A 13,377-nucleotide genomic window follows, 5' to 3' on the forward strand; every position below is an offset into this window, starting at 1 on the left:
CTATATTTCTATCTATAATTACTGGTCAAAATTTTCAAGTGATTAAAAATGCAGTTTTATCGAATGAAGTAGGAGAATTAGTAATAAGAGAAGCTATTAAAGGAAAAGTATATCGAGTCCTAATCAATGATGTAGGGCAAATTTTTCTAGACCTATAGATTTAGAAAGTATTCCCGATAATCAACAATGGCTGTGGCAAAATCCAGAAGCGATTCTTCTTATTATGGGTTGCTCAATATATACTGTGGTTGGTTCTGTTGTAGAATTCTCAGAATTGTGGGGCATAGAAGCTGACTGTTTCATCAAGGATAATCTTGGACACAAGGGAGATATTGAATTGGCAATGTTGAATTCCCATAAATACGAAGCTCTTAAACATACCACACAAGTGTAAACAATCCAAAAAATTATTTATAGAAATAACTAATTAAAGAATTCTTGCTATACCAAGTAAATAATCATAATGTAAGCAGTAGATTTGCTAAAAACGTAATTTTTTGTAACGTCGTTACCTACATCGACCGAAGCTTGAAATTTATGCTGCCATCCATCCGCCGTCAAGTATCATTTCTTGCCTGCGCTATTACCAGCAAGAGCACGTGGTGTTGAGTTCAGTTTTGCAAATCAAGCTGTTCATGCCGATGTCATGACATTCACTCAGCTTTAGGAATTTAAACCAGTTATTTTTGTAAGGGGGTCTAACTTAGAATGGTTGAACTACTAAAAAATAAATTGACAGCTTTCTTCCGAGGCGTAGATGTCGATAAAAACGGATTCGTAGAGCGCTCAGACTATGAGAAAATTACTAATAATTTTGCCGATCTCCGTGGCTGGAAACCCGGTTCACCTGATTATGAAAATCTTCAGAATCGGGTGCTTTTTTTGTGGGAAAAGTACTGGGTTAGTGTCGATCTTAATAAAGACAGCAAAGTCTCTTTAGACGAATTCCTGGAAAGTTGCACCACGCAATTTGCTGTAGATAATGACTCTTCAACAGCAGCTTGGTTTGAGTCGATGACAGCTTTGTTTGACGTAATAGACATGAATGGTGACGAGAAAATTGGTCCAGAAGAATACAAGCAGTTTCTCAAGGCATTTGGTTTTAATGTGAACGGGTATGAAGAAATTTTTCAACGACTTGATGCCAACGGTGACGGTTATATTTCCAAAGAAGAGTATTTACAGCTTTTAGAGGAATTCTGTGGGGTAGACCCTGAAGCTGCAGGAAACTGGTTTTTTGGTTCTTACTGATATCGGTGGGAGTTTTTTAATCGCAACTCTGTGAGTATTAACAGCTTTCTCATGCAGGAGTGAAGGTATTCCACTATACTTGAGCCACTGGTTTGGATGAACAATTTGCCACCATGAGCTAAAGCAGGAAGGATTGTTGTGACCAACCAAGGGCTTGTGAAGTGATGAAGTTTGGTGCGTTTTTTGCAAATATGTTGCGGTTAACTACGATATACGTGTAACAACTTATTCAACCGCCACTTACAGGAGGAATTAACACCACTTCATCACCATTTTTCAAGATAGTCTCTGGTTCTACGAATTGAAGGTTAACTCCAAACCGGGTGATATCCCGCAATTGAGAAAGTTTGGGATGTTCGGTAATTAAGCGATCGCGAACTGCAGCCACGGGTGTACTCTCTGGGAATTCTAGCAACAATTCTGGTACACCGTATGCTTCTTGGTAAGCAGCAAAGAGTTTAACGGTTATTGTAATTGTAGACATAAGATGATGAACATGGATTCTTGTAGTATGCCATGCCAAATCTATCAAGGTAGATAAAAAATTGAGAATGTTAATTGTAATTTTTGGGAATACTAGGCTTGTACGTAAAAGTTTTGCCTATCTATTTCTAACCTACTTAATGAAGAAGCGTCAATCCCTCACAGTTAAAGCGTTCCCATTACAGTTTGTTCTCATTGTTCCGTTTGTCTTACAAATCTTTGGCGCAGTGAGCTTAGTGGGTTATCTTTCTTTTAAGAATGGACAGAAAGTGGTAAATAATCTAGCAGAGCAGTTGATGGAGCGAACTGGCAATATAGTAGATCGACATTTAAATTCTTATCTGTCAATTCCCCATCAAGTCAATGAGATGAATGCCCGTGCAATTGAGATGGGATTATTGGATGTACGCGATCGCCAAACCGTTAGCAAGTATTTCTGGAAACAAGTACAAGTCTATGACTTGAGCTACATCGGTTTTGGACTGACGACGGGTGCAGGAGGAGGAGCGGGAACTTACGACGGCAAAACTCTAGTCATTGATGATTGGCCAAATTCTATTTTACCAAAAAATGCCATTAGTTATGCCACCGATACTGAAGGTAATCGTACTCACGTCGTAGGTGCTTATGATTGGAACAACTTCACGGAAACTTGGTATACCCAACCCGTAACAACCAGGAAGCCCGGTTGGTTAAGAATTTCTACCATTAATTATCCTAATTATCCATATATTGTTGCTTCAGCAAGTCAGCCGATATACGATAGGCAAAAACGATTGTTGGGTGTAGTGGGTGCAGACATCCATCTGTTGAAACTGAGTCAGTTTTTACGACAATTGGATATCAAATGTCTTGTTCTTGAGTACTTTTATCGCGATCTTTTAGTCTCCACCACCTGGGGGTTGAACCAAAGTCAATTTGACTTCCTTAGTCATCCAGTTATCAATATTGTCAATTCTCAGACGCTTTGCTTGACGAGAAGAAATGTTTTCCATTAAACGGTTGAGAGTACCTGATAATCCTCTAGAACGAGTAGAACGAGTGGGAGGAGGAGTATCAAGCCCCTTTTGTGCAAGTAAACTCGCATCGAAATCTCTTGTACTGACAATTAATTTGAAAATCTCATTATATTCCGTCACTCCACTATTTAAATATGCTCTGGGAATGACTAGCTCTAACGTATCACTTGTTTTGCTTGATAACTTGGAGTCATTTTCAGATTTTTTCGATAAAAGAATACTTCCTCTCTCGGTGAAAAATTCCGGAATACTTATTGAATAATCACCTGCTAATTCTACAATTTGGAAGTAAATATCTCGCTCGCTGTGATTCGTCACAGTGATTTTGATCTCTGGCGGTATCCACCTATTATTTTTAAAACTGTATTCTCCACGCAAATTGGAACCCATCTGTTTTGATGAATATTCCTGACCATTAAAGATAATGATAACTTCTAAATCCACGTTGCTTGCTGGGATTTGGCTGGTGGGTGGAGTTTTCAACTCTAGAACATTTACCCAACGCGCAACGTGTTCTAATCGTTTGATGATTTGCACCGCACGTTGCTGAGTGTATCCTTGAGTATCTGGTGCGGGTGGAATCGGTGCGACTATTGAACGTTGATCGCTCACTCGTTTAATCAAGTATTGACCCTGATGTGCTTCTAATTCGTAATTGGCATCTGAAGATGATTCTACTTCTCGAATAAATAAAGATGGTTCGCCCTCATTAGCTCTTTCTAGAGCCGTTCGAGCGAGTTCTATGCCTTGCTCGTCTCCTACAAAATGTACTTTCATTTGAGGAATGGGTACGCTAATGACAATTGCCCAGTAAGGTTCTTCTAATGAAAGTAGTGAACTATCAGTGATAACTTTAATTTTGCTAATCTCTGGCTGTACCTCCGTCACGACAGCCTGACAAATGGCAAAATCGATATCTTCCAACTGTTTTATTGGGGTTCCTTGAGGGAAAATAGCTAATAAAGTCTCTCCTTCTGGAACTGGGTGAATACCATGTAAAGTACCGCCATTAATTACCCAATCATCATAAACTTCAGTGTTATGAGTCAAGGTAAAGTAATTCAAACGCTCGTTTGCTGAACCTCCTAAGAAGGTTTGTTCTAAATCTTCTGCAAGTGCTTCTATTTGAGGTGATTGATCTTTGACTTTAGTGAGGATCAAAGCATTGACATCTTGCACTAAATCAACATAGGATAAACTACCATGAGTGCGTTGCAAAGCTTGGGTAAAAAAGTAAGAAAAAGCACCTCGTGGTTTACCATCGTCACCTCTATACTCTTTTGCTGTTTGATAAGAACGACAAGCTGCGATCGCAACATATCTTGGTGGCTCGTAGATCGAGCTCAAACGGTATTTAAGCCACTCTTCGGGAAAAATAAAATCTTTTAAATCTCTGACTCGTCCATCTGTAGAGGTTTGACGTTCGACCATTCCTTGATCTCGCGTTGCTGTACTGGAGTGGGAGGAATCTAAAATAATCAGGATATGTGGATTGTTCTTTGCCACCTGCTCTATGAGGTAGCTTAATTCCTTATCTGCTAGGTCACGACCTTCTTTTGTTCGGCTATCATAGCAAACTAAGGTTTCAATTTGGTCGTCTGAATCTTTAATGCGAAACGCCTCCGGTGCTGGTTCAAAGGAACCATGCCCTGCATAGTAAAACAAAACGACATCTTCACTGCCTGCTTGACACAAGTGTTTTTGAAAGCCATCAATAATTGCCTGACGTGTTGCCGATTCATTCTTGAGTTTCCAAGGAACGTTTGAGTTGTTAACTATTCGGTTCCGTAAGTATTCTTCTATTACTTCAATATCGTTAACACAACCGTTTAAATTACTGACTCTCGATTCTGGATGGTACTTATCAATACCAACAAGTAGAGCGTAAATTTTTGGACCCTTTGGTAGAGGGTTAATTTTTTTAGCCTTTGGAGAAAATCGAACTTGAAAATCTTGTTCTAATTCTTCTGCAAAACTGGCGTATTCTCCACCAAGGTTTTTCAGTGCCTGAACACCTATAATGGCTATGGGGTCAGTTTGTTGAGTTGTAGAATTTAAGAGTCTTGGATCTTTTAAAAATCCAGCAAACGTCTTGCTTGAAAGACCAATTCGGTCTGCCACATACTTTGTCATTCGCTGGAGTAAGGTGATTTTAACAGTAGCTTTATCGCTTGCAGGAAGAGACTCTAGAAGTATTTCACTTACTCCTTCTATAAACTGATACTCAACTTCATTGGGATTTGTATCAGTTTTAATCTCTGTCGGTGATTTCAGCTTTAATAATCCTCCTAATAATACCTCAGCAACATGAACTTGCTGTGACTCTGGCAGCATCGTCTCTTGAATTAAGCGAATAACTGGTAAGCTGACAATCGGGGCTGCTGCTATCAAGCCTGCTAATCTCCGTGCCATTGGTGAAGCAGTCAGTCGGAAACTTTGGAAACGCTGTTGTGCGGTTAATTCTTGCGTAGAGCTAGTATTGGGATCGTCCTCTTCATCTACAATTCCAAAATCCGATTGGAACATGAAGCCAGAAACCCAAATTGTTCCCATACCCGCAATCATTTGACTCCAAGTTGCAACCATTGCTGGTTCTAAAGTTAGAACGGGTACTTTGATATCCCTTGCTTCGTCAATTTCATCCCAAGCTGAAATCTGTCTGAATAACAATTGCTGATTTGCAACTCCTGGCGTTAGTCCACATAACTGTACTGCTGCAGCTAAACCAAGCGCAGTTCTGGACCATAACCACTTTGGCAACATTTGCACAATTGCCATTGGACTAGTGTTTGCCCAAATATTTAGCGCTTGTATAACTTCATTCTCTTTTCGCTGTTTTCGCCACATGGGAGATACACAATCGCTTAGAACTAAAATCAGGCGACGTCCGTTGGGATCTACGAGTTCGCGAGGACTACGAGCAGATTGGTTACGCGCTACTGAACCAATTTCTGGACGAATTTGCACTACTCCTTTTGGATTGGTGAATAATCCCCATGTTCGTACATCGCGAAAAATACCAAGGTGTTCTAGTAATCTTCGCAGTTCTATGATGGTATCTCTCCAGATCAACATTGATGGACTTTCATCAACTACCAGAGCCAGTTCTAACCAAGGTTCTAAAGCTGGATTTAGTACTGGTATCCAGATTTGCTTTTCGGCAATTTGCTCTACAGTTGCAACTTCATCCAAGACAGTATAATGAATAGATGGAACCCGATGCATTAAAGATTTTAGGGAGCGTGACACTTTGAGTTGCTCCCGCAACGAAGGAGCATTTGGTACTCTAATCGATAGTTCACCCGCACCCTTTGATTCTTGAGTTTCACTTGTTTTCTTAGGGTAAATGCCCGTTTCCTTTAGCTGAGTATCTGCTTTCTCCGTAATTGCTGTCTCTGTTGCTGGTTGATGATTTGTGTTCTCATCATTACTTTTTTGAATCGGTATAGTTAATTCTTCCTGATTACTGTTAGTTTCAGAGTCTTGGTTGCTCAAACTATAGCCTGGAGCTTTAGATAATTTTTTTGACCAAAGCCAAAGAACATCTGCAAACTGTTCTCCTGTCAGTTCTCCTGTCAGTTCTTTTACTTCCTCAATCTGTAGTGCAGCAATTAATTTTTCTATCATGCATCTTGAGTGTTTGTTAGGTTTTGCAAGAGCAGTTTTTTCAATCTTTCTATATTATTTTCCTCAAAGTTAAGCGAGCGAGTTACCAAATAGATCGTATTGAGAAGTTGGTCAATTGCTAGATGATCTCCATCGTGTAGTAATTTTACAAAATTCTCGATCAATAATAGTTCTTGGCTATCTTGAGTAATTTCCATTCCCAACTGAGCTTCGACAATATCTTTTAGGGTTTCTTGATTGGGTTCTGGCACATTTACTCGCAAACATCGTCGTAGAAAAGCAGGAGGAAAGTCTCGCTCCCCATTGCTGGTCATAATAATAAATGGAAAAGCACGACAACGTACACGACCAGCTTGAATAGGTGCTTCAATATTGTCATCTTTAGTCCGTACCTGAACTGTTCGATCGCCTAGCTTTTTAGATAAACGAGCCAGCTATTTATATCTCTAAACTTCCTAAAATCATCTAAGTGTATACGTGCATCTCTAGGTAAAATTTCGTAACATATTTTTTTGCATATTTCAAAATCAATACTTTCAAGAATAGGTATTATTTTTTCATAAAAGAAACCAGATAAGGGATGATACAGTTTTTTATGAACTAATATCAAATCTGGATTACCAGGATTTCCTCTCCGCGCTCCCTCAATTAATTCTTTTATGCGACCTAGGCTATCAAGCTGTTTTACTAAATTGTAAACAGTGACATCATAGGTTGAATTGTCAAGAAGATTTGCTGCATTTATATTAAGTTCATAGTCCAGCATCATTACTAATTTGTTTCGGTCTATGAAAGCAGAATTTATTGCTTCGACTATTTCCTTTGTTCTCTTTCCACTCAAACCCATTAATAGCTACTCCATGTCTAATAAAAATTAAATTTTATGATTACTAACTATATTCAAGGTCGGATTGCTATTTTACTCGTTTTGGCAAATTCAATGGTTTTTTGTTTCCAGTATTTGACTGAAGAGTAACTAAAATCACGATAAGAACCTTCCTTTGGTTATTGCCAAATTTTAAGTTAATTTTTATCTGGCACATAGAAAATATGAGACAAAACAATAATATCACCATTGTTTGCGCTGTGCAATTATAGCAGTTCTCACTTGAATGAAGTACAAATTTATCTGCTACAGGCTGCGGTTCCATAACTTTTTTATGTATTGCACCTAACTGAAAACCGCTATAGTAAATTAAAGTACCCCAAATTGCAGCAGACTTAATAGTAGCAGTAACCGCAAACCATAGAGCGCTAATACAGTAGTTAACAAATGAGAAAATCCGGTTGTTCTTGTTCTCTGCTGGACACCTTGGTATCTCGTATCTCAACTCGAACAAACCGTTTTTTTTGCTCGCTGTACTATAGCGGTTCTCACTTGACTGAACCATGTATTTATCTGCGTTCGTCTGCTACAGGCTGCGGTTCCATAACTTTTTTATGTATTGCACCCAATTGAAAACCGCTATCAGAGTTTCACACGTTTTCGACCCCCCAACCCCCCTTAAAAAGGGGGGCTTTGCGTGTTGTCCTTAAAAAGGGGGGTTTTGCGTAAGTCCTATGAAATTTATACCTCCTCACAGAGCGCCTTGACCAATGCGTCTAAACCAGATTGTGTGGTGAAATAAGTGACATGGTCGCAAGCTGCATCTGGAGAGATAATTCTGGGTTTGGGAGAGCGGTTTTCACTCACGCTTTTAATGCTTTCAAGTGATACCGCTATGTCGTTTGGTTGCTGGAAAAAGACTAGATTGACTACTCGCTCTCGAGCCGAGCCAAATAATTTTTCCATCAGTCGCTTTATAGTACTGGATTGTTTACCGGGGTCGGGTTGTAATGCTTCAGGAAGAACTGAGCGATCGCCTGCAATGATGGTGTAACGCACGTTAGGATCTGGATTGGTAGCAATGCTTTGGATAAAATTGCTGCTGGGACTCATCTGCTCTACAGTCTTAATATTCGAGTCCACAAATTTTAAGATTCCTGCAATCACGACAGCAGGCCAAGCCACTGAGGAAAGTTGGTTTAATCCAATTCCCAGAGCGGCAAAAGCCCAATCTTGAACAGTAGGCCAGGGAGAACCGCCATTAGGTGTACCTAACATGACTAAGTGTTGAACAATTTTATTTCCACCTTCTTTTTCGATAAAGGTACGAGATATTAAGCCCCCCATGGAATGGGCAATGATATCTAATTGTTTGCCGTGGTTGGCTGTTAACCCAACTTCTTCCAATCTTTGTTTGAGGAGTTTGGCATTTTCTTCAATGGTCGTATTGAGATTTTCGTAGTCAAAGGCAAGAATTAAGTCATATTTATCTTGCAGTGTTTTCTGTTGTCCGTTTTCTGTCAACGTTGCCTTTTGAGCGCTTGCCACGGACGTTTCTGTATCGCCAATGATACCATGAACATAAAGTAAAATATTCTTGGCTTCGGTAACTTTTGCCGTGATGATTGCCTTATCCGCTTGATAAGATACACGTCCATCTGGTGAAATTTCCGCACTTCTTAACAAAGGATAAGCAAATTTTTGTCCAAAAGGTTGAGTCACCAATTTTTGGAAGAGAATCTTAATTGAACCTTGTAAGCTTCGGCTATTTGCTACTGGTTCGGGTAAGCGTTCTAAGGTAATTGCTGTCTTACCATTTTCTGCTTTAGCTGTGCCTAAAGGTAAGAAAAATTCCCCATCAAAAGCAAGTGGCAAAACATATTCGTTGGATGACAATGGCTTGTCAACGACTATCTTGATAGGATTTTCTGGCGTGACGCTTTCGTGATTCTGTATGCCAGTGATTTCTAAAACGCTTAATTTCGAGAGACCGCTACGAGTGGTGTTAAATTCAAAGGGTTGAAACAGCTTTGGATCTTCTATGAGAATGGGTGGGAGTAAGTTACTGTTAACATCCCGGCTGTTTGGTGGTAAGGAGTTGATTTCAACTTTCCCTTGAAAACTGGAATTATTGTGCAGTACAACACCCGGTTGTAGAGTCGTTGGTTCAGATTGTTTAATTTCTACTCCAAGAGGTGGCTTAACTAAGGTCAGTTTAACTTCCTTGGTCATCCAGTTATCAATACTGTCAGCTCCCCGTTTCTGCGCTTGACGAGAAGAAACTTTGTCCATTAAACGGTTGAGAGCGCCGGATAATCCTGTAGAACGAGTAGAACGAGTGGGAGGTGGAGTATCAAGCCCTTTTTGTTCGAGTAAACTCGCATCGAAATCTTTAGCACTGACAATTAACTTGAAAATCTCATTGTATTCTGTCACTCCACTGTTTAAATATGCTCTGGGAATGACTAGCTCTAACGTGTCACTTGTTTTAATTGACGAAATTGAGTCATCACTCGATTTTTTCAATAAACGGATACTCCCTCTCTCTGTGAAAAATTCTGGAATACTTATTGAATAATCGCCTGCTAATTCTACTATTTGAAAGTAGATATCTTGCTCGCTGTTATTGGTGACTTTGAGTTTTATTTCTGGCGGTGTCCATTGATTGTTTTTGAAAGTGTATTCTCCACGCAAATTGGAACTCACCTGTTTTGAGGAATATTCGCGACCATCAGATATGACAATAACTTCGAGATCGACATCACTGGGTTGGATTTGGCTGGTGGGTGGCGTTTTCAATTCTAGAACATTTGCCCAACGCGCAACGTGTTCTAATCTTTTGATGATTTGCACCGCACGTTGCTGAGTGTATCCTTGTGTATCTGGTGCGGGTGGAATCGGTGCGACTATTGACTTGCGATCGCTTGCTTGTTTAATCCAGTATTGACCCTGATGTGCTTCTAGTTCGTAGTTGGCATCTTCAGATGATTCTGCTTCTCGAATAAATAAAGATGCTTCGCCCTCATTAGCTCTTGCTAAAGCCGTTCGAGCCAGTTCTATACCTTGAGCGTCCCCTACAAAATTCACTTTCAATTGAGGAACAGGTACGCTGATGACAACCGCCCTGTAAGGTGCTTCTGGATCTATTTCCGTAATACTATTGAATTCAATTTTGCTAACTTCTGTAAATACTTCGGTAACTACAGCTTGACCAATGGCATGAGAAATATCGCTCAATTGTTCTGTTGGAGTTTCTTGTGGGAAAATTGCTAATAAAGTCTCTCCTTCGGTGACTGGGCGAATACCATGTAAAGCACCGCCGTTGATGACCCAATCACCATAAACTTGATTGTTATAGGTGAGAGTAAAGTAATTCAAACGCTCGCCTGCTGCACCTCCCAAGAAAGTTAGTCCTAAATCTTCAGCAAGTGCTTCTATTTGAGGTGACTGATCGTTGACTTTACTGAGGATCAAAGCATTGATATCTTGCAATAAATCAGCATAGGATAAACCACCATGCGTGCGTTGCAATGCTTGAGTGAAAAAGTAAGAAAAAGCACCGCGTGGACTACCGTCTTCACCTCTATGCTCTTTTGCTGTCTGATGGGAACGACAAGCCGCGATCGCAACGTGTCTTGGTAGCTCGTAGCTCTCACTCAAACGCCGTTTCACCCATTCTTCGGTAAAAATAAAATCTTTTAAATCCCTTCCTCTTCCGTCTGCAGGGGTTTGACGTTCCACCACTTTTGGATCTCGCGTTGCTGTACCGGAGTGACAGCAATCCAAAATAATCAGGATATGTGGATTGTTCTTTGCCACCTGTTCTATAAGGTAGCTTAATTCCTTATCTGCTAAGTCTCGACCTTCTTTTGTGCGGCTATCATAGCAAACTAAGGTTTCAATTTGACGGTCTGAATCTTTAATGCGAAACGCCTCTGGTGCTGGTTCAAAGGAACCATGTCCTGCATAGTAAAACAAGACTACATCTTCACTGGTTGCTTGAGACAGGTGTTTTTGAAAGCCGTCGATAATTGCTTGACGTGTCGCCAATTCGTTCGTGAGTTTCCAAGGAACCTCTGAATTTTCAACTAATTCCGCCGTTCCCTCGGTAGCAATTCGTTTGCGTAAATATTCTTCTATTGCATTGATATCGTTAACGCAACCGCTTAAATTATTGACTCTGGATTCTGGATGGTATTTATCAATACCAGCAAGGAGTGCGTAAATTTTTTGAGCCATAGCTGTTGACCTTGTAAAGCTGTTCGATTTTAGCTTCTAGATTGAGGATATCAATCCTTTTCTATATAGGTGTAAGTAAAATTAACTTATGCACAATTGACACGCGGGTCGCAACTATCGTTATGAGGGATTGTCCCTCCCGTCATAGCGAAGGACTTTGTAAAGACTAGCCATGCTAGTCTCTATATTTTTGCCGATATTATTGTGAGACAAAACTCAACCAGTATCGATTTAATAGGAAGAATGTCAAGGATTCCACTCGGCTATTTTGCTGAGCAAATCTTCTAACTGCCTCCTATCTTTAATTAGTTCCAAATCTGGGTCAGTTTTAACAAACAGTTGAAAATTCGGATTGATTTTTAAAGCTGTTTCTAGGGTTTCAATTGCTAACGCTTCGTTTCCTATTTGGGCTGCACAACAAGCCGTGTTGTATAAGGAGTACTCATCAGCTGGGTTGAGTTCTGTTGCTTTTTGATATCTCTCAAGCGCTTCTTCATATCTACCTAAATATCTAAGAGTGTCTCCTTGCTTGTAATATACCCAAAATTCATCTGGGCGAAAATATTGTGCTTCATCATAACTTTTAAGTGCTTCTTCGTAGCGATTTAAATGTCTCAAAGCATCTCCCCGCCGCAACCATGCCCAGTAATCGTTGGAACGTCTGGACAAAGCTTTATCGTAATTGGAAACTGCATCTTCATAGCGATCTAAATGTCTTAAGGCTTCGGCTCGACGAAACCATGCCCAGTAATCACGGGGGCGGATTTCGAGTGCCTTATCAAAATTTGCGATCGCATCCTCAAACAAGTCCAAATCATCTAGTGCAATACAGCCCCGGTTATACCATCCCCAGTAATCATTGGGCCGAATAGATAGTGCTCGATCGTAACTGATAATAGCCGCCTCGTACTGACCTAATTCCCGTAAAGCACCGCCTCTGTCATACCACACCCAATAGTTATCGGGGCTAACTGCCAAAGCTTTATCGTAATACACGATAGCTTCTTCATAACGCTCTTGTTTGTCGAGCTGCTTGCCCTGCTGATACCAGTATTTGTAGTCCTCAGAGACGAGCAAAGAAGTATCTGCCCCCGTCCTTACCGCTTGACTCATGGTCAATTCCTCAAACAGTTACACTCGTTACAGACAACCACACTTTATTATGAACGATTTATCGGATAAACAGAAATAGAATCATAAATACTGGAATGACAGCGATTAACAAGATGACGAAAACTAGCGAATTGTTCTTTTGATGCGTTTGGCTGCTGCTTGCAAGTGCTGACTCTGCCAGGTAACTTTTTTTATAGGGTTCAAGCCATCCCTCCCCCTGTACTAAATTAGATAACCCACGCCAGACATTTGCCTGTTTTAAAGCATTTGCTGATTTGATACCAGTGACAACGACAAGGGGAATGTTATTGAAGCCATTACCTTTTGGCAAACAGCGTTCTTCTAGCTCATAAGCTATATCGTTTCGTAAATACTCGGAATTTCTGCCAATTTTACTTTCTAATTTGGCATCAAAATGCCTGACTTCATCTACCTTGAAGTAATTTATGGTATCAAAAGCAACCTCAAATCCAAACTCGCCACCAAATTTTACGGCTTTATCAAGATCGGTATCCAACAACCCGCGTAAGGAATAAGCTGCGATCGCACGTAACTTTTGCTCGTTGGCTTCACTATCTTCACCAACCCATGCTACAGAGTTACGAATTCTCCTTCCTTGAAAATCTGTCCTTTCACTAGCCTCAAGACCGGTAATCAGTAATAGCAATTTATTATCATAACGCCCTAAAACAACTGAAGGTGATTCACTTTGAATAACATCGCTAATTCGGTATTGTTTGAGAATAGGTGGCACTTCTGGCAACCAGCAGTAATCATATTCTTGTGAAAAACCGCGACTTTGTACGTAAATCTTCATAA

Annotated in this window: 9 protein-coding genes; 2 read left to right on the top strand and 7 right to left on the bottom strand. The window is 40.2% G+C overall.

Features of this window, described 5'->3' with window-relative positions; genetic code table 11:
* Positions 1-708 precede the first annotated feature (708 nt).
* Entirely contained in the window at positions 709-1,251 is a 543-nt protein-coding gene (locus F7734_RS47110) for an EF-hand domain-containing protein (RefSeq protein WP_155751217.1), read from the top strand.
* A gap of 229 nt (positions 1,252-1,480) precedes the next feature.
* Here F7734_RS47110 and F7734_RS47115 read toward each other — a convergent pair whose 3' ends face one another.
* Positions 1,481-1,735, bottom strand: coding sequence for a MoaD/ThiS family protein (locus F7734_RS47115; RefSeq protein ID WP_155751218.1), 255 nt, complete (start codon positions 1,733-1,735; stop codon positions 1,481-1,483).
* A gap of 139 nt (positions 1,736-1,874) precedes the next feature.
* Here F7734_RS47115 and F7734_RS47120 point away from each other — a divergent pair, with 139 nt between their 5' ends.
* A complete protein-coding gene (locus F7734_RS47120) occupies positions 1,875-2,732 on the top strand; it encodes a hypothetical protein (protein WP_207714375.1) in 858 nt (285 codons plus the stop codon).
* Here the strand turns inward: F7734_RS47120 and F7734_RS64520 are convergent.
* The 6 genes from F7734_RS64520 to F7734_RS47150 form a co-directional block, all read right to left on the bottom strand.
* Positions 2,616-6,380 (bottom strand): SAV_2336 N-terminal domain-related protein, encoded by a 3,765-nt coding sequence (locus F7734_RS64520; protein ID WP_243147457.1) that lies wholly within the window; start codon positions 6,378-6,380, stop codon positions 2,616-2,618. The genes F7734_RS47120 and F7734_RS64520 overlap by 117 nt on opposite strands.
* A complete protein-coding gene (locus F7734_RS47130) occupies positions 6,377-6,694 on the bottom strand; it encodes a hypothetical protein (RefSeq protein ID WP_155751219.1) in 318 nt (105 codons plus the stop codon). The genes F7734_RS64520 and F7734_RS47130 overlap by 4 nt, the downstream gene beginning before the upstream one ends.
* A 95-nt stretch (positions 6,695-6,789) precedes the next feature.
* Complete coding sequence (locus F7734_RS47135; protein WP_155751220.1) at positions 6,790-7,227, bottom strand: effector-associated domain EAD1-containing protein; 438 nt, start codon at positions 7,225-7,227, stop codon at positions 6,790-6,792.
* Positions 7,228-7,947: 720 nt separating this feature from the next.
* Positions 7,948-11,445: a caspase family protein gene (locus tag F7734_RS47140; RefSeq protein ID WP_155751221.1), complete on the bottom strand. Its 3,498-nt coding sequence runs from the start codon at positions 11,443-11,445 to the stop codon at positions 7,948-7,950.
* A gap of 246 nt (positions 11,446-11,691) precedes the next feature.
* On the bottom strand, positions 11,692-12,558 hold the full coding sequence (locus F7734_RS47145; protein WP_155751222.1) for a tetratricopeptide repeat protein: 867 nt from the start codon (positions 12,556-12,558) through the stop codon (positions 11,692-11,694).
* A 58-nt stretch (positions 12,559-12,616) separates the two neighbouring features.
* Positions 12,617-13,375 carry a hypothetical protein gene (locus F7734_RS47150; RefSeq protein ID WP_155751223.1) on the bottom strand — a complete coding sequence of 253 codons (759 nt, stop codon included), beginning with the start codon at positions 13,373-13,375 and terminating at the stop codon, positions 12,617-12,619.
* Positions 13,376-13,377 lie beyond the last annotated feature (2 nt).

This window comes from Scytonema sp. UIC 10036, assembly GCF_009725235.1.